At 66.6% G+C, this 23603-nt stretch carries 23 protein-coding genes; 14 read left to right on the top strand and 9 right to left on the bottom strand.

Translation table 11 applies throughout. From position 1 onward, the window contains the following. Positions 1 to 73 precede the first annotated feature (73 nt). The 3 genes from ABD301_RS02130 to ABD301_RS02120 are packed head-to-tail and all read left to right on the top strand — an operon-like array spanning position 74 to position 1897. On the top strand, positions 74 to 538 hold the full coding sequence (locus tag ABD301_RS02130) for a MarR family winged helix-turn-helix transcriptional regulator (RefSeq protein ID WP_344306580.1): 465 nt from the start codon (positions 74 to 76) through the stop codon (positions 536 to 538). A gap of 15 nt (positions 539 to 553) precedes the next feature. Continuing rightward, on the top strand, positions 554 to 1210 hold the full coding sequence (locus tag ABD301_RS02125) for an SRPBCC family protein (RefSeq protein ID WP_344306578.1): 657 nt from the start codon (positions 554 to 556) through the stop codon (positions 1208 to 1210). A 27-nt stretch (positions 1211 to 1237) separates the two neighbouring features. Beyond that, entirely contained in the window at positions 1238 to 1897 is a 660-nt protein-coding gene (locus ABD301_RS02120) for a peptidylprolyl isomerase (RefSeq protein ID WP_163568103.1), read from the top strand. Positions 1898 to 1902: 5 nt separating this feature from the next. On the opposite strand, the gene ABD301_RS02115 is transcribed toward ABD301_RS02120, so the two are convergent. Beyond that, the gene (locus tag ABD301_RS02115; protein ID WP_344306575.1) at positions 1903 to 3066 is read right to left on the bottom strand and encodes an acyltransferase family protein; all 1164 of its coding nucleotides are present in this window, start codon (positions 3064 to 3066) and stop codon (positions 1903 to 1905) included. Positions 3067 to 3243: 177 nt separating this feature from the next. Between ABD301_RS02115 and ABD301_RS02110 the strand changes: the two genes are divergently transcribed. Both ABD301_RS02110 and ABD301_RS02105 read left to right on the top strand, forming a co-directional pair. Next, positions 3244 to 4485, top strand: coding sequence for a sensor histidine kinase (locus tag ABD301_RS02110; protein ID WP_344306573.1), 1242 nt, complete (start codon positions 3244 to 3246; stop codon positions 4483 to 4485). Then, on the top strand, positions 4470 to 5117 hold the full coding sequence (locus ABD301_RS02105; RefSeq protein ID WP_163568101.1) for a response regulator transcription factor: 648 nt from the start codon (positions 4470 to 4472) through the stop codon (positions 5115 to 5117). Before ABD301_RS02110 ends, ABD301_RS02105 begins: the two co-directional genes overlap by 16 nt. Before the next feature lie 50 nt (positions 5118 to 5167). Here the strand turns inward: ABD301_RS02105 and ABD301_RS02100 are convergent, their stop codons facing one another. Next, on the bottom strand, positions 5168 to 5698 hold the full coding sequence (locus ABD301_RS02100; RefSeq protein WP_163568100.1) for an Lsr2 family DNA-binding protein: 531 nt from the start codon (positions 5696 to 5698) through the stop codon (positions 5168 to 5170). Positions 5699 to 5830: 132 nt separating this feature from the next. Further along, positions 5831 to 6994, bottom strand: a complete 1164-nt coding sequence (locus ABD301_RS02095; protein WP_344306570.1) for a serine hydrolase domain-containing protein — start codon at positions 6992 to 6994, stop codon at positions 5831 to 5833. A 181-nt stretch (positions 6995 to 7175) separates the two neighbouring features. On the opposite strand from ABD301_RS02095, the gene ABD301_RS02090 reads away from it, so the two are divergent. Both ABD301_RS02090 and ABD301_RS02085 read left to right on the top strand, forming a co-directional pair. Continuing rightward, positions 7176 to 7583, top strand: a complete 408-nt coding sequence (locus ABD301_RS02090) for a VOC family protein (protein WP_163568099.1) — start codon at positions 7176 to 7178, stop codon at positions 7581 to 7583. A 199-nt stretch (positions 7584 to 7782) separates the two neighbouring features. Beyond that, the gene (locus ABD301_RS02085) at positions 7783 to 10398 is read left to right on the top strand and encodes a M15 family metallopeptidase (protein WP_344306568.1); all 2616 of its coding nucleotides are present in this window, start codon (positions 7783 to 7785) and stop codon (positions 10396 to 10398) included. Between the two features lie 7 nt (positions 10399 to 10405). Here ABD301_RS02085 and ABD301_RS02080 read toward each other — a convergent pair whose 3' ends face one another. Then, complete coding sequence (locus ABD301_RS02080; protein WP_344306566.1) at positions 10406 to 11248, bottom strand: LysR family transcriptional regulator; 843 nt, start codon at positions 11246 to 11248, stop codon at positions 10406 to 10408. A 72-nt stretch (positions 11249 to 11320) separates the two neighbouring features. Between ABD301_RS02080 and ABD301_RS02075 the strand changes: the two genes are divergently transcribed. Beyond that, complete coding sequence (locus ABD301_RS02075; protein ID WP_344306564.1) at positions 11321 to 12565, top strand: MFS transporter; 1245 nt, start codon at positions 11321 to 11323, stop codon at positions 12563 to 12565. A 120-nt stretch (positions 12566 to 12685) separates the two neighbouring features. Here ABD301_RS02075 and ABD301_RS02070 read toward each other — a convergent pair whose 3' ends face one another. Then, a complete protein-coding gene (locus ABD301_RS02070; protein ID WP_344306562.1) occupies positions 12686 to 13042 on the bottom strand; it encodes a hypothetical protein in 357 nt (118 codons plus the stop codon). A 2-nt stretch (positions 13043 to 13044) separates the two neighbouring features. Beyond that, entirely contained in the window at positions 13045 to 13362 is a 318-nt protein-coding gene (locus tag ABD301_RS02065) for a hypothetical protein (RefSeq protein WP_279580041.1), read from the bottom strand. Between the two features lie 241 nt (positions 13363 to 13603). Here ABD301_RS02065 and ABD301_RS02060 point away from each other — a divergent pair, with 241 nt between their 5' ends. Genes ABD301_RS02060 through ABD301_RS02045 form a run of 4 tightly spaced genes read left to right on the top strand, consistent with a single transcriptional unit; the run spans position 13604 to position 18899 of the window. After that, entirely contained in the window at positions 13604 to 14047 is a 444-nt protein-coding gene (locus ABD301_RS02060) for a hypothetical protein (RefSeq protein WP_344306559.1), read from the top strand. A 34-nt stretch (positions 14048 to 14081) separates the two neighbouring features. Further along, positions 14082 to 14561: a DUF2716 domain-containing protein gene (locus tag ABD301_RS02055; RefSeq protein WP_163568093.1), complete on the top strand. Its 480-nt coding sequence runs from the start codon at positions 14082 to 14084 to the stop codon at positions 14559 to 14561. Positions 14562 to 14617: 56 nt separating this feature from the next. Continuing rightward, entirely contained in the window at positions 14618 to 18454 is a 3837-nt protein-coding gene (locus ABD301_RS02050) for an nSTAND1 domain-containing NTPase (RefSeq protein ID WP_344306556.1), read from the top strand. 58 nt (positions 18455 to 18512) lie between these two features. Next, positions 18513 to 18899 (top strand): nuclear transport factor 2 family protein, encoded by a 387-nt coding sequence (locus ABD301_RS02045; protein WP_163568092.1) that lies wholly within the window; start codon positions 18513 to 18515, stop codon positions 18897 to 18899. An 81-nt stretch (positions 18900 to 18980) separates the two neighbouring features. Here the strand turns inward: ABD301_RS02045 and ABD301_RS02040 are convergent, their stop codons facing one another. Further along, positions 18981 to 19532, bottom strand: coding sequence for a GNAT family N-acetyltransferase (locus ABD301_RS02040; RefSeq protein WP_344306553.1), 552 nt, complete (start codon positions 19530 to 19532; stop codon positions 18981 to 18983). A gap of 103 nt (positions 19533 to 19635) precedes the next feature. On the opposite strand from ABD301_RS02040, the gene ABD301_RS02035 reads away from it, so the two are divergent. Continuing rightward, complete coding sequence (locus ABD301_RS02035; RefSeq protein WP_344306550.1) at positions 19636 to 20904, top strand: helix-turn-helix domain-containing protein; 1269 nt, start codon at positions 19636 to 19638, stop codon at positions 20902 to 20904. A gap of 137 nt (positions 20905 to 21041) precedes the next feature. After that, complete coding sequence (locus ABD301_RS02030; protein WP_163568167.1) at positions 21042 to 21356, top strand: EthD family reductase; 315 nt, start codon at positions 21042 to 21044, stop codon at positions 21354 to 21356. A 52-nt stretch (positions 21357 to 21408) separates the two neighbouring features. On the opposite strand, the gene ABD301_RS02025 is transcribed toward ABD301_RS02030, so the two are convergent. Next, positions 21409 to 21882 (bottom strand): hypothetical protein, encoded by a 474-nt coding sequence (locus ABD301_RS02025; RefSeq protein WP_163568090.1) that lies wholly within the window; start codon positions 21880 to 21882, stop codon positions 21409 to 21411. A 222-nt stretch (positions 21883 to 22104) separates the two neighbouring features. Then, the gene (gene rox / locus ABD301_RS02020; RefSeq protein WP_425551878.1) at positions 22105 to 23532 is read right to left on the bottom strand and encodes a rifampin monooxygenase; all 1428 of its coding nucleotides are present in this window, start codon (positions 23530 to 23532) and stop codon (positions 22105 to 22107) included. Between the last annotated feature and the right edge of the window lie 71 nt (positions 23533 to 23603).

Raw genomic sequence — 23603 nt, 5'->3', positions numbered from 1 at the left:
CGCATCAGGGCCTTGCGAATAGTTGGTTATGCGCATAACGTTATGCGCGTAACCAACTCGCTGAGGAGGTCGCGTGGATTTCGAGAGCGCCGATGTCCTCAACCAGGCCATCCGCCTGCTGTGTCTGCGGCACCGCGCGAGAGCCGCGGAGTTGCTGGCCCCGCTTGGTCTCTATCCCGGGCAGGAGGCGCTGTTGCTCGAGCTCGCCCGTACTGGCCCGATGATTCAGGCCCAGCTCAGCGAGGCGCTGGGCTGCGAGCCGCCCAGCGTCACGCTGATGAGTCGCAAGCTCGAAACCATCGGGCACATTCGTCGTACGCCCGCGCCTTCCGACAAGCGCGCCAGCATCGTTGAGTTGACCGACCAGGGTAAAGCCCTCGTCGACCAGGTCAAAGAGCTGTGGCGTGGACTGGCTGACGAAACTGCCGCCGGCCTGCCCGCTCGGACGGTGGCCGAGTTGCCCCACGTTTTGGGTGCCATGACCGACAACGTCGACACCAGACGCTCCAGTCGTCGGTTTTCGGAGAAGAGAAGCTGAACTACGGAGGTTTCGATGGACTTTCTCGATTACGAGACGATATTCGCCCAGGCGTGGGCCGATCCAGCCAATACCCGCTATGAAATGCGTCCGATTGATGTCAACAGCGTGCTGGCCGAACGGTACGAACCGAGTGAACGCCTGAGCCGGGCTCAGCTGTGGGATGTCGAGGTACGCAAGGCGCGCCGACCCGATCTGTTCATTCCTGGTGTGGTGGCCAAAGGCAGTGCGCAGGCTTGGGGAGGTGACGACACCTTCGTACGCACCTCGTCCCAGCGTCTGTGGCTCGCGCGTGAGCAATACGGCTTGATTATCGAACAGACCCACCTCAACCACGCCGAACAGAAAGTCACCTTTGTCGGGGCGGCCGAACATCCGGACCGCGACGGTGTGCAGCTCCACGCCAGCACCGACCAGCCGATCTTCCATGTCGAGCATTCCGTTGGTGGCGACGAAAACCGGCCACTGAACGAATGGCGGATCGTCCATCTCGCGGCTCAGCCGGACGAGCGGCTGCTGGAAGTGTTCGCCAGGATAGACGCTGATCCGTGGTTGCCGGAGTTCATCGAGATCTACATTCGCGATGTCCTTGGCATCGGCCTGGCCCGCCGGGCGGACCTCGCTGGTGGCGATCGGCCGGTGGAGCTGGATTCTGGCGCACCAGTTTCCTAACGCGAGAGCCCTTGGTATTTTCATGCCATGAAGCTGCGCTGGGTCGTCGCCACCGTCCTGATTTCGCTGTCCGGGTCTCTCATCGCCGCCGCGCCGGCATCGGCCGCCGCCCCGGTGGTCCGGTGCACCTTCACCCCGACGCCGGAAAATCCGGCGGCCCGCCCGGTCCTGCGGCCGACGCCGTACGCGCTGACCGTAGGGACTGTGGACGTCACGTTCCGTTTCAACTACGGGCCAGTCACTGTACGGCTGAACCGCGCCGGAGCCGCGCCCTGCGCTGTTCACAACATGGCGAGCCTGGTGCTGCAGCATTTCTATGAACACAGCCAATGCTGGCGGCTGACCAACAGTGCGCGGCTGGGAGTGCTGCAGTGCGGAGATCTCGTTGAGGTGGAGAAGGGCGGTCCCGGCTATAAATTCCCCGACGAGGTCAACGGCACTGAGACGTACCCTCGGGGCACCATCGCGATGGGCAACCAAGGGCCTGGGACGAACGGCAGCGAATTCTTCATCGTGCATTCTTTCGCCCACATTCCGGCGAACTACTCGGTGCTGGGCCGGGTTGTCAGCGGCATGGACACCCTCGACCGGATCGTCGCCGCCGGCATCATTCCCAGCGACCGCGGCCCACTCGACGGCCTGCCGGCCAAGCCGGTCGTCATCAAGCGTACGAACTTCGGCTTCTGACTGGTTTAGAGTACTCGACGGACGCCGGGGAGTTTGCGGATCGCGCCGGCGAGCAGAAAACAGACCGGCAGCGCGACGACGGCCCCGATAGCGAATTTCGCCAAGGTGGGTACGGCCGCGGTGCTGAGTGCGTAACCGGCTGCCGTCACCACGAAAGCGTGAATGACGTAAACTGCGAACACGTTGCTGGACAGGTATCGGCGTACCGGTCCATGCCCGTTGACCTTGCCGCGGAAGAAAGTCAGCAACGCGAGGACCATGCCAACAGCGAAAGTGGAGTCCCAGAGGGCGTAGAACAGCGAGCTGAGAGTGCCGTGTCCGAAGATCGCCGTGGTTCCGCCCATGAGTGCGACCGGAAGGAAGATCAGGGTGGCACCGGTGGCCAGTCCGAGCCCGCCCCAGCCCATCGCGGCGGTGATGGTGGTCAGCCAACCGCGTCGGTACGCCACTGTGCCCAGCACGAAAAAGCTGATGTACTGCGGCAAGTAGCCACTGCTCGGGAAGCCGATGATCGGTACGAAGGTGCCTTCCGGAACGATGACACGCCACGCGTAGGTCGTCAAAGCGAGCGCTAGTACGAACCCCAGCACCATCGGGTAGGTGAGTGGCTGGGAACGGCGTTCGCGCGGCGTGCGGTTCCTGGTCAAGTGCCGAAAAGCCGCGTACGCGCCGTCGAAGACGAAAAGCGCGAGCACGAACCACAACGGCCCGGACCCGATGGTCCGCAGGTAGAAGTCCACTGGCGAACCGCCTGGGTAGGCGCCGAGGTAGAGCAATGGGTTGAGCACGAAATAGAACACCGCCAACGGGATCCCCAGCCGGACCAGCCGGTCACGCAGGAACGCGCGCGGACCCTTGCGATCGTACGATCCGGGCGTGAAATAGCCGGAGAGCAGGAAGAACGCGCCCATGAACCAGGACTGGTTGACCAGCGCGAAGATGGTCAGCCCGAGCCCGACGGCCGCGCTGGCCGGCTTTTCGTTGTAATACCAGACTGAAAGCCCACTGTAGGTGACCGCGATGTGGTGCAGGATCACCAGCGCGGTCAGGATGACCCGCAGATTGTCGACGAACCACAGTCGTGCGGCGGGCAGGGTGCTGGGAGCGGCCGAAATCTGGTCGGCCCTGGTGGGTTTCAGGTCTGTTTCTTTTCTCGGGGTGAATGTCATGGATGTGACAGTAGGAAACGCGGGTCATCGGCGGAATGGGCCTGGCCGCACGGTTGGGTGTGGCTAGACCTACTTCACGCTCTCAACGGCGAGAATCGGGCCGTCCAGCGTGCACAGTTGACTCACCGAAGTCGTTCCCGGCCGTACAGTCGGGTCACAGAATTGCGAAGAGGGGTCATGAAACAGCTAATGGGGTGGCTTGCGAGCGCCTGCATCGGGTTCGTACGAGCGAGTGTCGTCCTGGCTGTCGCGCTGGTGATTCCGGCTCTGTGGGCGGCCGTGGTGGTGGCGGTGATCTGGTGGGGCCTGTGGGCCTCGATAGCGCCGATTGTCTGGGCGGGCATCGGAACTGTCGCGCTCCCGCGCCCACTGTCCCGGCTGGTTCGGTTCCTGGTCGCGAGGTGGACGGGCACCGCGATTGCGGCCGGGTACCGCAAGGCCGTCCCGGTGACCCGGATGGCGACCGGCTACTGGTGGAACGGGTTCACGTACGCGCGAAGCCAGCGAGACGCCCGCCAGCAGCAGCGCTGGCGGCTGGTGTGGAACGACCCGGCCACCTGGCGTGACCTGCGGTTCGTCTTGATCGCGCCGCTGACGATGGGGGTGGTCGCGGCCATCCCGCCGGCCGCCGTGGTGGCGGCGATCCTCGGGTTCACCCGCTTCGGGGTCGCCGCCGCGGTTGCCGGCGCGATCGTCGCGGTGGGCACCGCCCCGTACGCGTGGCGGGTTATGAAGCCGGTCGCCGTCCGTTTCCTGCGCCCGTCGGCCGCGATGGAGCTGGCGGAGCGGGTGGGTGACCTGACTGACCAGCGGGCCGACGCGACGGTCGCGCAGGCCGCCGAGATCCGCCGGATCGAGCGGGACCTGCACGATGGCGCGCAGGCCCGGCTGGTCGCGCTCGGGCTTTCGCTGGCGACCGCGGAAAAGCTGATGGAAACCAACCCCGACCAGGCCCGGGCGCTGCTACGGGAGGCGCGGGTCGGCGCCTCCACGTCCCTGACCGAGCTCCGTGACCTGGTCAAGGGCATCAGCCCGCCGGTTTTGAACGAGCGCGGTCTCGTCGATGCCGTACGCGCCCTCGCCTTGGACAGCCCGTTGGAAACGACCGTCAACGCCGATGCTCAGTCGCGTCTGGACCCGCCGATCGAGTCGGCGGTGTATTTCGGGGTCGCCGAGTTGCTCACCAACGCCGTCAAGCATGCCCACGCGTCCCAGGCGCGGATCTCCGTCGCCCACGACGGCACCGGGATCGTCGCGGAGGTCGAAGACAACGGTCAGGGCGGCGCCAGCGTACGTACCGGCGGCGGACTGGAGGGGCTGCGTCGCCGGCTCGCGGCCTTCGACGGCACCCTGGAGGTCGACAGTCCGGCCGGCGGTCCGACCCGCGCGAGAATGGTGGTGCCATGCGAATCGTTGTAGCCGAGGATCTTTACCTTTTACGCGACGGAATAGTGCGCCTTATAGAGGCGTACGGGCACGAGGTCGTGGCGACCGCGACGACCGGGCCCGAGACCCTCGACGCCCTGTTGGCCTGGCAACCGGACGTCGCCATCGTGGACGTACGGATGCCGCCGACCCAGACGGATGAGGGACTGCGGGCGGCGCTGGAGGCCCGCCGGAAAGTCCCCGGCCTGCCGGTGTTGATCCTGTCGCAGCACGTCGAACAGCTCTATGCCCGGGAACTGCTGGCCGACGGCGCCGGGGGCGTCGGCTATTTCCTCAAGGAAAGCGTGTTCGACGCCGACCAGTTCATGGACGCCCTCACTCGGGTTTCTGGTGGTGGCACCGCCATGGATTCGGCTGTCATCACCAAACTGTTCGCCAGCGGCACGTCGAACCGGCGGCTGGGAAGCCTCACCGAACGCGAACAGTCCGTCCTCAGCCTGATGGCCGAAGGCCTGTCCAACCAGGCCGTCGCCCAACGGCTTTTTCTCAGCGAGAGCGCCATCAGCAAATACACCACGTCGATCTTCGGAAAACTCGGCATTACTGACGACGACAACAACAATCGCCGCGTCCTCGCCGTTCTCAGCTATCTCAACAAACCCTAATCGCTGCCGGCGGCGAAAAGGGGTCGCTGAATTCGGTCGCTGCCGTTTCTTTAGTTGGCCTGGCGGTACGCGTCGATGATGGAGCTGGACAGCCGGCCGCGGCCAGCGACCTGCATTCCCTGCCCCTGCGCCCAGGCGCGGACGGTCTGGGTGTCGATCGCGGCGCGACGGCCGGGGCGCTTCGCGGCCTTACGTGCCGGTGCGGCGACCTTCTTGCGCGGACGGCCGGGGCCGCGTTTGGCCACTGCCGGTGCGGCCTTTGCCTTGCTCGCCTTCTTGGCGGCCTTCTTCGCCGCCGCTGGCGCTGCCTTCTTGGCAGCCTTCTTCGCCGCCGGTGGAGTCACCTTGCGACTGGCCGCGACTGGGCCGCCGTCCATCGCCTTTTCCAACGCGGTGATGAACTGTCGCAACGGAATCTTCTTCGCCCGGCCGACCCGGCTGGCGCCCTTGCGCCACTCCACTCCCGAATGGCCGATCCGCACGTGCCCGACGACCGAACCGGAGTTATCCGAAAGCGACAGCTGAACTCCCTTGTCGCCAATATCGATAACCGCGTCCGCGACATCCAGGTTAACTCGCATGATGACCTTCTCCTCGGGGGAACTGTGACATGTTCCCGCGATACTAATACGAAGAGGTGATTCGCGCGCGTGGAAACGCTGGGAGCGCCACTGGAAACTGTCGGGACACTTTTCCGGGCGTTTCGGGTCTGATTATTTACCGAGGAAGGCGGCCGATGCCAACCGCAGCACGAATGGCTGTTCGGAGCCGTCCTTGTTGCCGGTCGGGTTCAACACATAGACGATTTTGCGCTTCAGGTCAGGGGTGGCGAACACGCCGTCCGTGTAGCCGGGACGTGAGCCGGTCTTGCCCCACGCGAAAATCGTGGTGCCGGGCAGCGAGACCTTCATCAGTCCCATGCTGTAGCAGGCGTTGCCGCCTGGGCAGTTGGATGCGTCAACGTACGGGACTGGTGTGCCGTCCGGGCTCACCGGCAGCGTGAACATCTCGTTGAGCTCGCTGGCGGGTACGATTTTTCCCTTGAACAGTGCGGTAAGGAAGTGGTCCAGGTCGGCGGCGCTGGAGATCAGGCCGCCTTCGGCCCACGCCCACGGGCTTTCCTCGGTTACGTCCACCAGCTTGTCGCCAACAGCTACATATCCGTGCGAATGTGGGCCTGGAATCGCGAAATCGTACGGGCCAGGGACGGACGTGTCGTGCAGTCCCAGCGGGCTGATAATCCGGTGCTGGACCTCTGCCGCGTACGTGTTGCCGGTGATTTTCTCGATCAACAAGCCGGCCAGGTAGTAGTTGATCCCGTCGTACTTCTGTTTCGTACCCGGCGCGAACTGCATCGGATGCCGACTGTCGATGGCGACGATCTGCGCTGGGGTCCACACGTCGAAACGGTGGTCGACGAACCATTGAGCGTCGCCGGTGGTCTTGAATGGACTGTCGTCGTCCGGAAGTCCGCTGGTGTGGTTGAGTAGCTGGCCGATGGTGACCGGTGGCAGATTTTCCGGTAGCAGGCCGGGAAGGTAGTGCTGCACGGTATTGGTGAGAACGATTTTGTGTTCAGCGGCGAGCTGCAGGACGACGGCCGCGGTGAAGACCTTGCTGATGCTGCCGATCCGGAACCGGCCGTTGAGTGGCACCGGCTGGTGGTTCGCGATGTCTCCGGCACCGGACGTGCCAGACCATTGGCCGGCCGAACCGGTGATCCGCAACAGCGCGCCGGTGACTTTGTCGGTCGGCCGGACTTGCAGTGCGTGGCGCAAGACCGAGTCATTGAGCGGCGGCAGGTCCTGGTGCGGAGCAGCGATCGCGACACTGGCCACCAGTGCGGCCGCGGCCAGTGCGAATGTTTTTACCATCATCGGTCCTTTGGCGTGGCATAAGGGAAGTATGCCGAGCCTGACACGGCTGGCCGGGTCCGGTGAGTCGTGTCAACCCACCAAAGCAGGGTAGGGATGCCCCTACTGTGACAAATGATGCAGGAGCCGGTTGGCTTGCCTGTGTCGCCTGGTGGAGACCTTGTTGAGCTGCGAAGATGGCCGCATGACGAGTCGTTTGAACCCGTACCTCAGCTTCCGCGGCGACGCCCGTGCGGCGTTGGAGTTCTACCAGACGGTCCTCGGGGGGACCCTGACGATGTCGACTTTCCGGGAGTTCGGCATGCCGGACTCGCCGGAGGCGGATCAGATCATGCACGGCCAGTTGGAAACCGACAGCGGCTACACGCTGATGGTCTCCGACACACCGCCGGGCATGGAGTACAACCCCGGCACCAACATCACCGTCAGCCTGAGCGGAGACGATGCCGACGAGCTGCGTGGCTACTGGGAGAAGCTGTCCGCCGGCGGCACCGTGTCGACGCCACTGGAGAAGCAGATGTGGGGTGACGAGTTCGGCTCCTGTACGGACAAATTCGGCATCCCCTGGCTAGTCAACATCACCGCCTCCTGACCTCAGGCCCAAGGCTCGATCCCAATGATGAGCGCTGTCTTTGATTGCATCATGGCGCCCATACTCTGACGAAACGCGTCACCCACCTGGCAAGTCATAAGCGGAGCCTTCCCGATCGAGTCACGCGCTTTTCCTGATCGGGCAGATGGCACGGCCGTGTCACGTCTTCTCGGTGAGTGCGGGTGAGCGGAGGCGACAGGTGGACAAGACCGGGGTGGACCAGGCCAAACAGTGGGAGGCCCGGCCGGCGCCCGCGCGGGCGGTCCCACCAGATCGCCCGGTGGCCCGGCCAGTTCTGCCGCGCGGTGGCGATCGCGGCGCCATGGCGAGGGCGATGGGAACCATCCAGCGCACGGCCGGCAATCGCGCGGTGCAACGGCTCGTACGGTCAGGCCGCCGTGATGAGGACACACCGCTGGGCAGCTGGACAGTTCAGCGGGCGCCGCTGGACAAGGACGCGGACCCGAACGGCTATTCCTCGAAGGACGGCCGGTCGTTCAAGGACGAAGGGGTGGTCCGGCGCGAGGTGCATGGGCTCAAGTACGGCCTGAAAGGCAGCTTCCAGGACAAGTACACCAGCACCCGTACGACGGTGGACCCGGTCACCAAAGAGAAGAAGACCGTCACGGTGGACCATCAGAGCACCGAACGGACCAAGACCCACGAAGACGTCGACCACATGGCAGTGGCGATCTTTCCCAGTTCGCTGGGCAAGGAGCCGGTCCAGGTGGTGCTGCACTTCCACGGTTACGGCTTCCGGGGAGGCGATCCGTACGCCGGTTACACCGTGTCGGCGGAGGCGGGCAAGAAGGGCACTGTCCGCGATGTCGATCAGGAGCACTGGGAACAGCAGCTGGGTGCGGTCGACAAGGAGCGCGAGGCGGCCAAGGGGCCGTCGGTGGTGACGATTTTGGTGCAGGGCCGTGGCATGTCCGACTTCGGCAAGGTGCCGACCTTCGACTACATCGCGGACGTGTTCAGTAAGGTGCCCGAGCTGAAGGAAATCACGAACTACTCGTTGATCCAGACCGCGCACAGCGGCGGTGGCTTCGCCCTCGCCAACAGCCTGAAGAGCGGGACCGCGAAGACGTCCGATCGGGGCAAGCTGCCGGCGGCCGAGGACGGCAAAGCCGCGCCACAGCCGTCCGACATGGTGGTGGTGTTCGACGCCGAGGGAGAGGTTGAGGTCACCAAGTGGGCGATTGAGCAGGTCAACGCCCTGACGATCGCGCTCAAAACAGTCGCCAGACCTGAGGACGCGCAGGCGGCCATCGCGGCGACCCCGAAGCTGCGGGCCTACTTCGCTGCCGGCGGGTTCTACGTGGCTCGCTACCAGAAGCAGAACGCGGCGCTCGGTGAGGCGATCGAGAAGGTGCCTGCCCCGTGGCGCGACCCGACCTCCTCAGCTGTGACTGTGGCGGACCTGTTCCGGTTCATCGAGGTTTCCGCGGCGGGTGTCGACCACGAGCATTTGATCAGCAAGGGCACCAAAGGCGGCGCGAAGAACGGGGCAGTGGCGGACGCCTTGCGCGCGTCTACGGACCCGACCAGCGACCGGGGTCAGGCAGTGAAATGGTCCTGGGCCGGTACGACGAAGGCAGCCGCACCTGTCGTACCAACCAAAATCCCGCCAGCGGTCAAGACCACGCCAGCGGTCAGCGGAACCGCCACGACCATGCCGGCCGCTATCAAGGGGACGACCGCGACGGCGCCGGCCACCGCACCCGCGGCGGCGGGCGCGCTCAAGGGCTGGCGGGCGAGTAGCGCGGCGTCGGAGTATTCATTGACTCAGGCCCAAAAAGACGCGATCGCCGCGCAGACCCCGGAGCAGCGGGCGACGGACGCCAAGGCACTCAAGGACGGTACGAAGCGGCTCGCGGCGCTGATCAAGGCCGAGAAAAAGGCCACCAAGGCCAAAACCGAGATGCCCGAGGCGGACGCCAAGGAGCTGGCCGACCTGCGAGCCCTGCGGACCAAGGTCGCGGCCGCGCAAATGGCGCTGAAGACCGAGGATGTCGAGGACATCTTGAAGGCGGCCGGTCACACGGTCGTCGGCTGGTACGGGGACGTTCAGCAGGGGAAGTTTCTCAACGTCTCGGTACGCGTACACAAGGACCTGGCCGAGGCGCTCCAGCGGGCCGAGGCGGCCCTGGTCGCCGACCCGAAAGCCAATCCGGACAAGCTGGACGCGGTCGCGCTGGGCAAGAAGCTCGGCATGAGCCCGCGGGCCGCCGACATGCGGATCCCCAAAGCCGCCGTCGGTGGCACCAGCATCAGCATGCACACGTTCGGGCTGGCGGTTGATCTGAACTACGCGGGCAACCCGTACCTGGTGCTGAACGGCCGGACCGCGCCCAACGTCATCGTGCGCGCGACCAGCCTGGTCGCTGGCAGCCCGGTGGATGTGGGTACGTCACTTGGCGACACCAAGACGTCGTACGACAAGCTCACCGGCGCCTCCAGTGCGCTGATCACGTACCTCTCGTTCAAGGATCCCGCGAACAGGCCGGCCCTCAAGGCGGCGGTCGACGCGCACACACCTCGCAAGGGCGAGCCGACGGACGAGGCCGGCTGGCTGGCCCAGATCGAGAAGGACGACAAGGCGATTGTCGGGAGCAAGGACTTCGCCGGCCACACCTCGCCGGAGAAGGGCTTCATCGACTTCCAGGAGTCGGTGGTGATGGCCCTCGCCGGCGCCGGTCTCACCTGGGGCGGCACGTACGGCGGCACCAAGGACCTGATGCACTTCGACCTCCGCTCCGGTGAGGGCGCCAAAATCGACGCGGCCCGGCAGAAACACAAGGCCGAGAAATAGCTGTTTCTCAGATCATCCGACGCAGCGCGGTCTCGACGGCATCGACCAGCGGATCCCCGCCGGTGCGTGGGTGTCGGGTGAGGCCGAGTTCCACGTCCGGCAGGGTGGGCAGGGCGTCCGGGTGGTGGCAGGCCATGGCCGGGTCGACGTTGGCGGGCATGAGGGCGGTGACGCCGAGCCCGGCCTGCAGCGCGGCGAGCAGGCCGGCGAGGGTGTCGCTTTCGAACGCGACCCGCCAGCGCCGGTCCGCGCCGGCCAGCGCCTCCAGGGTCGAGGTCCGCCACGTGCAGGTGTTCGCGAACAGCACCACGGGCAGCGGATCCGCGGCCACGTCGACGCCCTCGCCGACCGCCCACACCAGCGGACGGTGGACCGTCCAGCGGGGTGGCGCCGGCAGGTAGATGACCTCGTCGAGTACGAGCTGGACGCGGCCCGCGTCGTAGGCATCGCGCATCGCGGCGGCGGGGAGGCAGAGGACCTCCAGCGTCACGCCGGGGTGCAGCCGGGCCAGGTCGGCCAGGACCAGCGGAAGGTGGGACGGAGCGAGGTCCTCCAGGAGGCCGACGCCGCAGTGGCCAGTCAGCGCGCGCCCGGTCTCGGTGAGTGCCTGTGTGCAGAGTGAGAGGATGCGTTCGGCGTACGGCAGCAACTCCTCACCCGCCCGGGTCGGCGAAACTCCGGACGGCGACCGGTTCAGCAGCGGACGACCGACGGTGCGTTCGAGCCTGCGTAGCTGCTGGCTGAGCGCCGGCTGGGTGTGCCCGAGCGCGGTCGCGGCCCGGCTGATGCTGCCGGCCCGCACGGCGGTGACGAAGGAGCGGAGCAGAGCGGTCTCCAAGTCCCGGGCCATAAGCAGACGTTATGTCAGCTCCAACGGATTCACCAGTTCCTATGGCGTAAGGGGCGATCTATGGTTGCGCCGGTGACCAGCTACCGACAGGTGCTCGCCGCGCCGGGGATGGCGCCGTTGCTGGGCGTCTCGCTGGTGGCCCGCGTCGCGATCACGGCTGACGTGATGGCGCTGACTATGTACATCGTGCTGGGCCTGCACATGAGCTACGCGGCGGCCGGCGGTGTCGCGGCGGCCATGACCGCCGGGATGGCGCTGGGCGGGCCGCTGGCGGGTCGGATGGTCGACCGGCGAGGCCCGCGGATCGTCCTGCTGGTCACCGCCGCCGCGCAGGTGGTGTTCTGGCTGGGCGTGCCGGCACTGCCGTACGGGATCCTGCTTCCCGCCGCCGGTGCGGCGGGCCTGTTGATGGTGCCGGCCCAGTTGGTGACCAGGCAGGCGATCACCGCGACGACGACGGCGGGACAGCGCCGGGCCGCGTTCGCGCTGGAGTCGGTGCAGGGCGAATTGTCTTATATGGTCGGCCCACCGATCGCGATCCTCTGCGCGTCACAGCTGTCGTCGGGCGTGGTGGCGTGGGGCGTCGGCGCGGCGATCGCGGCGGGTGGGGTGGGGATTGCCCTGCTCAATCCGCCGCTGCGGGCCGACAGCGAGATCGATGCCGGGCCGGCCGGCCGTCCCCGTCTCCGGGAGTGGATGGGCCCGCGCATGATCGCCGTGCTGGTGATGGCGTTCGGCACCACGATGCTGCTCAGCGGCACCGACCTCGCCATCGTCGCCACCCTCAAGGCGGTCGGCCAGGTGTCCTGGGCCGCCGTGGTGGTGGCCGTATACGGGGCGTCCTCGGTCGTCGGCGGGTTGGTGTACGGCGCGCTGTCCCGGCCGCTGTCCACCTGGCTCCTGCTCGGCCTGCTCGGGCTGGCGACCATCCCCGCGGGGCTTGCCCCCGGCTGGGCCTGGTTGTGCGTGGCCGGTGTCGGTGCCGGGCTGCTCACCGCGCCGACCTTGTCCGCGGTCGCCGACGCGGTCAGCCGGCTCGCGCCGGCCGGCGTGCGCGGCGTCGCGACGGGCCTTCAGTCCTCGGCACTGAGCGCGGGCTTCGCACTCGGCTCCCCGATCGTCGGAGGAACGATCGACGCCTGGGTGCCGGTGGGCGGCTTCGCGGTAGCCGGGCTCGCCGGCCTCGTCACCGCACTCACCGGATACCTGCTGTCACGCCGACCGCCGGCCCAACACCGGCCTTCGCCCAGTGCTCCCGGGCCAGCCGAGCCACCGGCTCTCGAGTCGTGCACCGCCGCCGTCCGGCCCACCATGTGAGCGCCGGCGGCTCGCCAAGTGCCACACTTTTCTTGCCACTGAGTAGGAAGCAGCTCATCGACTGCAGCACAATGTCCCGCACTCGACATCGACTGCGGGACATTGTCCGGCGCTCGACGGCTAGCAGGTGATTTCGACGTTGGAGTAGCCAGGAATGGTGAAGTCCTCGAAAGTCGTGGAGAAGAAGGTCTCTTCGGGGGTGTCGCGTACGGAGTTAATCCGCCATTCGCCGTAATTATTGTTGTTGCTGTAGCCGTCGAACCGGTAGCCCACCTTCCAGTTCGGCGCGTTGTCGTACGAACAGAAGTGGCCCATGACCGGTGGGCTCGGGGCCAGCGACTGGCTGTTGCCGGCCCAGGCCGGGCCGGCCGTGGCGACCAGGCCGGCGAGCAGTGTCGCGGCTATCGAGGTTCGCAGTCCCCATCGCCAGCAGCTCGTACGACGCATGGAAGTGTCCCTTTCAGTGGTGGCGGGCATCTTCAGCAGGTCCATTCGACGTTGGAGCTGGAGCCGGGCGGATCCTGCTGGTAGTAGGTGGCCCAGTAGAACGTCTCCTCAGGCGTGTCCCGGATCGCGTTGATGACCCAGCCGCCTTCGGTGTTGTTGTTGGCCGTTCCGGAGAAGCCGTAGTCGACATGCCAGCCGGCCGGGTTGGAGCAGAAGATCGAGTGAGTGGGTTCCGAGGGCGCGTTCGGCGAGCTGTTGCCGGCCCACGCGGGCGAGGAAATCAGTACGAGGCTGGCCAGCGTGCCGCCGGCCAGCGTGACCGCTCGGGCCCAGGTTTTCTGACGGTTCACCATCACGTCCTTCGTCGGTGCACGGGTACGGCCAGTTCTGTCTAGCCGACCAACGTTGTTCGGCATCGACGATCGCGCACCGAACGACAAACCCCGAACATCCCCCGGGCGTACGAGTGCGGCCGGTCGAGCGGTTGTCCGGTGTTTGTCGTTCGGTATGGGCGAACCGAACGCGAACAGCCCGGATCCACTAGACAAAGGCTGTCGAACGGGAAACCAGCGATCCTTGGGAGGATGGAAGATGCGAACAGCCAGACTGATCGCCGCGACCGGGTGCGCGCTCACCGCGGTCGGCCTCTGTGCGGCGACGGCGATGCCGGCCGCGGCCGCCGAGCAGACTTCGCAAGCCGAGCAGGTTGGGCAGTCGGGGGTGCACCTGCAGATCGTCAAAGCCACCATCGGGCCCAACGGCATCGGCCCGGGATCATGCAGCGATGCGTCCGCGATCGGATTTCTCACCGGTGTGGAGACCGGTGCCCCTTGGTGGTATTGCTTCTCCGGGCACGGGACGCTTAACGAGAAAGTGTCGGACGTGAGTGAATACAAGTCCTCTTATGGTGCGGCTGGTCAATTCACCATATCGTTCGCGCCCGGTTATAACTGCCAGACTGTCCGGATCTTCTATCACAACAACAGCGAGGATTACTCTCCCGCGGTCAACGTCTGCCAGATCACCCTGGACTGACCCGCGATCGCCGTCACGAAAGGAGGAGGCCGGCTTGAGCTGGATCCTGCTCGACGACGAGCGCTGGCGGCAGCGTTTTCAGGCCGACTTCCAGTTTCGCCCGGGTACGACGGTGTCCAGCTGGCCGGCCATCCGCGAGCCGGCCGGTGCGGTGACGATCGACCTGGCGCCGATCTTCACCGCCGCCGGCCGCGGTGCCGACGACCTCGACACGCAGGTGCTGGCCGCGATGATCGAGGCATTTCCCGGCGGCACCGGGCTGGCCGCTCTTGACTGGTTCCATTCCGGCTTCTGGTTCGTACCAGCTCATGGCGAGTTGCCGCCGGTCCGCCCTTTTCCGAACGGGGATTACCATATTTTCCTTACCGAAGATCTGACCAGTGGGCTTTTCGGACATCCATGGGAACAAACCCTGTGTGTTTTCGGCGCTGGCCTGGTCGCCGCGCTGGTGCCGGAACTGACGCGATGGCTGCCGGTGAAGCGGGATAAGAGGGCCGCACCAGTCAACGAATAGCGATGTTTGCGCTAAACCGGTGGACATCGGGCGGCAACCGGTTAACCTTCGTGATCATGCCGCGTCCGGAGCGTCCGTTAGACACCGTGGACAGCGCGTTGGTACGGTTCGCCGCCGATTTGCGGGCGGTACGCGAAAAGGCCGGCAGCCCGCCGTACCGCGAGCTGTCCCGTCGTGCGCATTTCTCGGCCGGCACGCTGTCCGACGCCGCCGGTGGCCGCAAACTGCCGAGCCTCGCGGTGACCCTCGCGTACGTACGCGCCTGTGACGGCGACGACACCGAGTGGGAGCAGCGCTGGCATGCGGTCGCCGCGGCGGTGGCGGCTGAGGCGAGTGGTGCGGAATCCGAGGCCGAACCGGATCCGCACACCGCGCCCTACGTCGGGCTCGCCGCATTCCAACCCGCCGACGCCGACCGGTTTTACGGCCGGGAGGACCTGGTCGACGAGATCAGCCGCCGGCTGGAAAGGCAGCGGTTCCTGGCGGTGTTCGGCGCATCCGGGGCCGGAAAGTCCTCGGTGCTGCGCGCCGGACTGGTGCCCCGGTTCGGCGCCACCGAGTCGCGCCCGGTGCTGCTGCTGAGCCCGGGCGCGCGTCCACTGCAGGAGCTGGCGCTCGCGGTGGCCACGGCGACCGGCAGGTCCGCGAGCGCGGTGCGTACGGAGCTGGACGCCGACCCGGCGAGCCTGCATCTGATCGTCCGCCAACTGGTCTCGGAGACCGACGACGACGTGCTGATCGTGGTCGATCAGTTCGAGGAGCTGTTCACGCTCTGTCCTGACAAACAGGAACGCGAAAGGTTCGTCGACTGCCTGCTCTATGTGGTGAAAGCGCCGACGAGCAGGGTCCGGGTGGTCATTGGCGTACGCACCGATTTCTTTACCCACTGCGTCAGCCACCAGCCGCTCGCCGAGGCGTTGCAGGATGCGCAACTGCTGGTCACCCCGCTGACGGCGGACCAGTTGCGGCAGGTGACCACCAGGCCGGCGACGCTGGCCGGCTATGTCGTCGAGGGTGCGTTGCTCGCCCGGGTGGTCGCTGACAGCGTGGGTCAACCAGCCGTGTTGCCACTGGTTTCCCATGCATTGCTGGAAACCTGGCGGCGCCGCCGCGGAAACACCTTGACGCTGGCCGGTTATGAGGCCGCCGGTGGGATCGTGCATGCGGTCGCGCAGACTGCGGACGCCGTCTATCGGGACCTCGACGCGGCCCAGCGCAAGCTCGCGAAAGACCTCTTCCTGCGGCTCACCGCGCTGGGGGAGGGCACCGAGGACACTCGGCGGCGGATCGATCGTGCCGAGCTCTGCACCGACCGGCCGCAGGTCGAGGTCCTGCTGGAGCGGCTGGTTGCCGCGCGGCTGATCACCGTCGACGCGCAGTGGATCGAGGTCACCCACGAGGCGCTGATCCGGAGCTGGCCGCGGCTGCGCGAATGGCTAGCGGAGGACCGCGACGGGCTCCGGATCCACCGGTCCCTCACTGTCGCGGCCGCCGGGTGGGAGTCACTCGACCAGGATCCTGGCGCGCTTTATCGGGGTGCCCGGCTGGCCGCCGTACGGGACTGGATGGCGAGCCACGATGCTCACCTGACCGGCCCGGAACAGCGGTTCCTGACGGCCAGCGAGGCTGCCGAGACGGCGGAGAACACCGCGACCCGGCGGCGAACCAGGCGGTTGCGGCAGCTCGTCGCCCTGCTGACCGTCGCGCTCGTGCTGCTCACCACCGCGACCGGCTTCGCGACCTACGCCGAAGGGACGGCGAACCAGCAACGGGACCGGGCACAGGCGGACAGCGTCGCCCAGCAGGCCACTGCGCTGCGTGCCACCAACCCGGCGCTGGCCGCCCAGCTGAGCCTCGCCGCGTACCGGCTGAGCCCGACCACGGCGGCTCGTAGCAGCTTGGTGAGTACGCTCGCGCAGCCGTACGCGACGGCGCTGACCGGCCACACTGACAGCGTGGAGGCGGCCGCCTACAGCCCCAACGGGAAGGTGCTGGCGACCGCGGGGGTGGACGAGTCGGTCCGGCTGTGGAGCGTCACCGACCCGCATCATCCCAGCTCACTGGCCCTGCTGACGGGTCACTCGAACGTCGTTAACGCGGTTGCTTTCAGCCCGGACGGGACGATGCTGGCCTCCGCCGGCAGCGATGGCACCGTACGACTGTGGGGCGTCGCCAACCCGCGCCACCCGGTCACCGAGGGCGTGCTGCGGTGCGCAGCCGCGGTGACGTCGGTGGCATTCGCGCCGGACGGCCGGACTTTGGCCGCTGCGCAGGAAAACGGGGCGACGCAGCTGTGGTTGGTGGGCCATCCGCGGCTGGCGGGGACTATCCCCGGCACCGCCGCGGTGTTGTCGGTGGCGTTCGGCCACGACGGGGGGACGCTGGCTACCGCGACCGCGGATCACCTCGTACGGCTGTGGGATGTCGCCGATCTTTCCCATCCCACCAGCGATGCCAGCCTGACCGGCGCCGCGGACAGCGTCAACTCGGTGGCGTTCAGCCCGGACGGCCGGGAGCTGGCCGGCGCGAGCCGGGACCACACCGTACGGCTGTGGGATGTCGCGGTGCCGAGCCAGCCGAGTCCGCTGGCCACCGTCAGCCAGGACAACCAGGTCCTCTCGGTCGCTTTCAGTCCGGACGGCCGGACCATCGCCACCGGCGCGGTCGACCACACCGTACGGCGGTGGGATCTCACCGATCCCCGGCAACCGGTGGCGCTGCCGGTGCTCGGAGGGCAAACCGACGAGATCAACGCGGTGGCCTTCAGCCCGGACGGTCGGACGCTGGCCACCGCGAGCTCGGACCACACGGTCTGGCTGCACGACCTTCCCGGGCCGATGCTGGCCGGCCACACCGACACCGTGAACGCCGCCGCGTACAGCCCGAACGGCGGCATGGCGGCGACCGCGGGTGCGGACGGAACCACTCGGTTGTGGAATGTCACCGACCCGGACCACCCCGGCGCGATGGCCGTCCTCACCGGCCCGGCGACCGCGGTCTTTGGTGGCAATGCGATTTTCGGCCTCGCGTTCAGCCCGAACGGGCGGACGCTGGCGGTCGCCAGAAATGACGCCACCGTGCAGCTCTGGAACATCGCCCAGCCGCGCGACCCGGTCCGGCTCGGCGCCGTCACCGGTCACACCGCGGCCGTTTTCGCGGTCGCTTTCAGTCCGGACGGGCGCACCCTCGCGACCGGCAGTGTGGACGGCACCGCCCGGATCTGGGACCTCGCCGACCCGACCCACCCGGCCGTCGTCGCGGTGCTGCCGAACTCGCACTCCGATGGCGCGCTTTCCCTTGCGTACAGCCCAGACGGTCGGACGCTCGCGGTGGTGGACGCCAACACGATCCGACTGTGGAAGGTGGCCGATCCACACCACTGGTCGCTGTCGGCCACGCTGGGCGGGCATGGCGGAGCGGTCCAGTCGGTCATGTTCGGCCGAGACGGCCGGCTTCTGGTCAGCGGGGGCAATGACCGGACCGTACGGCTGTGGGATGTCAGCAACGGGTCGCGGCCCGCCGCCCTCGCCACCCTCGTCGGACCGACCGACGCGGTGGACGCGGTCGCCGTCAGTCCCGACGACCAGACCGTCGCCGCGGCCAGTGCCGACCACACCGTCGTGCTCTGGGACATCGCCAACCTCCGGCAGCCGAGCCCGCTGGCCACTCTCAGCGCGGCCACCGGATCCGTACGAACGGTGGCTTTCGGGCCGGATTCGCACCGGCTGATCAGCGCCGGCGACGACGAGACCGCGGTGCTCTGGCAGACCGATCCCGACCAGGTGGCGAACCAGGTGTGCGCACTGGTGTCGCCGCAGATCACCAAGGCCCAATGGAACCAGTATTTCCCCGGCATGCGCTACTCGCCGCCGTGTCGCGGGTCCTTTTCTTGATTTTGTACGGTAAAGGTCGTGGGTAGGATTCTTGGCTCCGACCAGATGAGGCAGACAAATGACGCAGGATTCCCAGACGCGAGCGCGGATAGCGGAGCACTGGACGGCCTCCGAGCGCGGGGACGTTGACACCGAGCACGCGGTCTATGCCGCCGACGCGATTTTGGACTATCCCCAGTCGGGGGAGCGGTTTCGAGGCCGCGCAAGAATCCAGGCGCAGCGTGGCGGACACCCGGCCGAGCGCCATTTCACCATCACCCGCATAGTCGGCGGTGGTGACCTTTGGGTGAGCGAATGTGTGATCACCTATGACGGCGTACCGACCAACACGGTCAGCATCATGGAGTTCGCCGACGGTTTCGTGACGCATGAAACGCAGTATTTCGCCGACCCTTTCCCAGCGCCTTCCTCGCGAGCGGCGCTAGCCGAGCCGATCACCGGCTAGATCGGCAACTTCCGGCCGTCGCGGACTTGAGCGTCAACCGACCGTTCACCAGGTGGGAGGCGCTCCTGCGGGCAGCAGGACTTAGTTCCATTCGCTGGCGAGAATGGCGTAGACGTACGTGGAACTCCACTCGCCTTTGAAGAACTCGTCTTCCCGGAAATGCGCCTCGCGCCGCAAACCAAGCCGTTCCATCAGCTTCGCTGACGCGGTGTTCCGGGCGTCGCAACGGCCAATCACCCGACGCAGTCCGAAAGCGTCGAAGGCGAGGTCAAGCCCGACCCGGGCGGCCTCGCTGGCAAATCCACGGCCTTGGTGGTCGGGATGGAAAATGAACCCGAACTCGGCCTGGTTGTTGACTTTGTCGTAGTCGAACAAGCTGATGTCGCCGATCAGTTCTCCGGTGTCCTTGCGTTCGACAGCGAGGATGAGGCCGTCGGAGTCGGGGTCGAAAACGGTCTTCTGCATGCGCCGGTCGAGCATCTCTTTGGTCTGTTCATGGGACTTCTCGGTCCAGTAGAGATAGCGCACCACGTCGGATCGGCGGTGGATGTCGTGCAGCTGATCGAGATCACTGTGCTGGTAAAGGCGGAGGAAGAGGCGGTCGGTGTCGATGGGGTAGGTCGGCTGGCGCATGCGCGGATAGTACGGGTGGGCGATCATGATGGCACCCGGTTTGTTTGCCTACCTCGCGCGTTATCTATAGTTTCCGATCATTGACGGTCCGGGTTTTGGAGAAGTGCTGCGCGGCCATCGGCGCGCGGCGCGGCTGACGCTGGAACAGTTGGCCGAGAGGTCGGGGGTCAGTGCGAGGACCCTGTCGGATCTGGAGCGTGGCCGAAGCAAGGGGCCGCACCATCGGACTGTCACGGCCTTGGTGGAGGCGCTTGCCCTGGAAGGGGATGCCGGCAAGCAGCTTGTCGAGCTGGCGCGGGACGGCCGGCTACGGGATCACTGGGCCCGTCCAGCCAGCCTCTGTGAACTGCCCCGACCGGTCGACGACTTCACCGGCCGTGCCGCGGAACTGGCCTGGACGAGTGAGCTGGAGTGCGCCGAGAGTGTGGTCTCGTTGATCACCGGCTCCGGGGGCATGGGCAAGACCACCCTTGCCGTCCGGGCGGCCCACGCCCTGCGTCCAAGCTTCCCCGGCGGAGTGTTTTTCGTTGACCTGCTGGGGATGTCCCCGCGGCCAGCGACCGCCGCGGACACGTTGTGGCTGCTCCTTCGTACGCTCGGTGTCGCGGACGAGGAGATCCCGGACGATGCCGGGGAGCGCGCTTCGGTGTATCGGTCGCTGCTGCGGGACCGGCATGCGCTGGTCGTGCTGGACAACGCCGGGTCGGAGGAGCAGGTGCGCCCCCTGCTGCCGGGAGATGGCGCGAGCCGGGCGCTGATCACGGCCCGGCGGCTGCTGGCTGGTCTGGAGGGCGTACGCCGGCTCGCCCTCGGACCTCACTCACCGTCCGAGGCCACCGAGCTGCTGGCCGGGATTCTGGGCGTGCGTGCCGCCCGCGACCAGGAATCGGCACTCCACCAGCTGGCCGAGTTGTCCGAGGGCATGCCGCTGGCGCTGCGGATCATCGGGAACCGGCTGGTCAGCCGGCCCGGCTGGGATGCCGCCGCACTGGTGGCTCGGCTCGCCGACGAGGAACACCGGCTGGATCAGTTCAAGGCCGGTGACCTGAAGATCGCCACCGCGTTCGGGATGTCGTACGAGCAGCTCTCGGACACCGCCCAGCGGGTGTTTCGGCGGCTGGCCGTGGTACCGGAAAGCGACTTTGACGCGGCCCTCGCCGCGGTCGTTGGCGAGGTGCCGATGGAGGTCGCCTGGGATGCGCTGGACGAACTCGTCGACCTTGGCCTGCTGATGGACAGCGTGGCGGGGCGCTACCGGTTCCACGATCTGGTCCGGCTGTTCGCTCGCCTGCGGCTGGAGGCAGCGGAGTCCCCAGCCGAACGTGAGGCACTGACGGCACGTGCGGCACAGGCGTACGCCACGCAGTCCTGACCGATCGGGAGCGCTCTGCGTACGCACTTCTGCGTGCTGTTCTGCGTGGTGCCGGCGATTCCCCGCCGGTTGACTTGACCGCAGCGGGACCGGCGTCACCGGTCAAGATGTCACTCGACGAGAAGGAAACAGCATTCATGTCGGATCACCCGACCAAGATCAGCTTCGTCTATTCGAACCCGAAGGACCCGGCCGCCTTCGAGGCCGCTTACCCCGACCAGCTCGCGCTGGCGCGCAAGCTTCCCGGTCTGGTTCGGCTCCAGGTGTCGAAAGTCTGGCCAAAGGAAGACGGCGGCCCAACCCCGGCGTACCGGCTGTTGGACCTTTACTTCGCCGACTACGCGGCGGCCAGCGCCGCCGCCGCTGAGGCGGGCAGCTTGGTCGGCGCCACCGTCGAGCACTCCACCGGTGGCGTAGCGATCGCATTCGCGGAAATAGTCGAGGACATTTAACCGCTTTTAGCTCCAGGCGGCCCGTACCAGGTTGGTACGGGCCGCCCGCGCGTTAGAAAGCGGTGTTGCTGGCCCAGACCGGGCGGCTGTTCTGGTTGTAGATCACCACGTTGCCGTCATTTTGGATCGCGAGTTGGCATCCGTCATACACCGCCGAGCACGCGCCTTTGGTGTTCGTCGCCCACATCGCCGCGCCGCCGGCCGCGTAGACGACCAGGTTGCCGTCGTGCTGCCACACCGCGTACTGGCCGTCGTTGTTGTTCGACGTCCATTCCGGGTCGCTCCAGTGAAAAAGCTGCAGCCCGTTGTAGCCCATCGGGAACTTGCTCAGCTGCAGGACCGTACGTCCACTTGGTGAGGCCACGCCCTGCCCCGGTGTCTGGAACACGAAGCCGTGGTTGACGCACGTGTTGCTGCCGTCGTTGCACAGGAACGCCGGAGCGGCGGTGGCTGCGCCTGGCAGCATGGCGACCGCGAGACCGATGCCGGCCGTCAAGGCGACGACCGTTCGTCTGACAAATGTCATTTTTTTGTTACCTCCCACCAAATCTTGCCAGATAGTGGTTCGATCGGGAAGCTTTTGGACGAGGTCCTGTCTGGTTATTGCGGCGGGCGATAGCCGAGCCCAGGAGCCGCCTGGCGGCACCGCGGAAAAGCCCCCATAGCGCTGCTATGAAGGCTTTCCCGCGGTGCCGCCAGCCGACTCCTGGATCTCGACTCTCATCCCACCGGAATAACCAGACAGGACCTAGCTGGCCATGCCGAACCACTGGGACAAGTGGCTGACGAGATCGGCCTGATCCTCGCCGGCCCAGGCCACGTGGCCGTCCGGGCGCAGCAGTACGGCCGGGGCGTCCAGTTCCTCGCTCACGTCGACGACGTGGGCGACTCGATCCGTCCAGCCCGTCACCGACAGTCGGCCGGTCTGGTCGATCAGCAGTCCGCGGCCGGCGTGCATCAGCTCGTACAGCCGGCCCCGCTTCAAAGCGATGTCCTTCAGCCGCCGGCCCAGCAGCGGATGGCCATCGCCGAAGTCATAGCGAACACTGATCGCGGTGACCCGCTCGATCAGCAGCCGGTTCACCTCGTCGAAGTCCATCAGCTCTGTCATCAGCCGGCGCAGGGCCTGCGGACCAGGCTTGAAGGACATCAGCTCGGCCTGCGCTCGTACGTTGTCCAGTACGCCGGCCGCGACCGGGTGCCGTTCGTCGTAGTAGCTGTCCAGCAGCCCCTCCGGAGCCCAGCCCCTGATCTGCGCGGCCAGTTTCCACCCCAGGTTGAACGCGTCCTGGACACCGAGGTTGAGGCCCTGACCACCGATCGGCGGGTGGACGTGGGCCGCGTCGCCGGCCAGCAGCACCCGATCGACCCGATAGCGGTCAGCCAGCCGGGTGGCATCGCCAAAGCGCGACAGCCAGCGCGGCGAGTGCACCCCGAAATCGCTGCCACCAAACACATTCAGCTGCCGTTTGATTTCGTCGAGAGATGGCGGCACAGTCCGGTCCTCGGCCACCGTCTCGGCTGGCACGATGACGCGGTACGACCCATCCCCGATCGGCCAGACGCCGTACCAGTGCTGGGTTTTGCGGACTTCGGCCACCATCGTGGCCACCTCGTCCTGCGGCGCGGTCAGCTGCATCTCACCCAGCAGCCACTCCATGCTCGCCGGCTCGCCGGGGAAGTCGACGCCGAGCAGTTTTCGCACCGTACTGCGACCGCCATCGCAGCCCACGAGATAGCGCGTACGCAGCTGCGTGCCGTCGGTCAGTTCGACGGTTACTCCCTGCTTGTCCTGGCTGAACCCGACCAGTTCAGTGCCGCGCCGAACCTCGGCGCCGAGCTCGACGGCGTGCTCGGACAGCAGGCGATCGATGACGCTCTGCGCGAGCCCGAAGACGTACGAATGCGCGGTGTCCATCCGCTCGGGCCACGGCTTGTTGATTCCGGCGAAATAGCCGCCGATCTGATGTTTTTTGCCGCCGTTCTCGATGAACCGCTCCAGTAGGCCGCGCTGATCCATGATCTCGGCGCTGCGTACGTGCATGCCCAACGCACGAATAACCTTGGTCGGCTCGGTCTCCTTCTCCAGCACCAGCACGGGTACGTCGTGCAGCCGCAATTCGCTGGCGAGCATCATGCCGGTCGGTCCACCACCGGCCACGATTACGTCAAACAATGAGCCATCCATTCACTACAGACTGCGTTTCGCCAATCCCGCGGATCTGTTTCCGCAGGTGGTGGCATCGG

The sequence above is a fragment of the Fodinicola feengrottensis genome (assembly GCF_039530045.1).
GTDB classification, from domain to species: Bacteria; Actinomycetota; Actinomycetes; order Mycobacteriales; family HKI-0501; genus Fodinicola; species Fodinicola feengrottensis.
The sequence above is the reverse complement of the archived record's forward strand: the minus strand, read 5'-3'. Positions and strand labels throughout refer to the sequence as shown.